The organism is Paenibacillus xylanexedens (assembly GCF_007676705.1).
GTDB classification, from domain to species: domain Bacteria; phylum Bacillota; class Bacilli; order Paenibacillales; family Paenibacillaceae; genus Paenibacillus; species Paenibacillus xylanexedens_C.
The window spans coordinates 1-234 of sequence record NZ_VEBF01000686.1 but is presented as its reverse complement, the minus strand read 5'-3'; the positions used below and the strand labels follow the sequence as shown (position 1 = coordinate 234).

The window sequence follows — 234 nt, the reverse complement described above, 5'->3', positions numbered from 1 at the left end:
TCTCCAGAATACTGCATATTTTTTTCACACCACCCCTAACCAATTCAATCCCACCATACTCTTCCCCTTTCTTCACTTCCCCCCCCATTCTCTTAAACTTCACTTTCAATTCCTCTACCCCTTGTTCATAAGCAAGTAAAAATCTACCCCACTCTCTACCCTCCATCCTTATCCCTCCTCTCTCTATACCGTCCCCTCTTCTATTCCATTATACATCATCTTTCCTCGCGCGAA

At 44.0% G+C, this 234-nt stretch carries 1 pseudogene; it reads right to left on the bottom strand.

Features of this window, described 5'->3' with window-relative positions:
• A pseudogene (locus FS628_RS32965) lies at positions 1 to 166 on the bottom strand (GTP pyrophosphokinase); the annotation flags it as partial.
• Between the last annotated feature and the right edge of the window lie 68 nt (positions 167 to 234).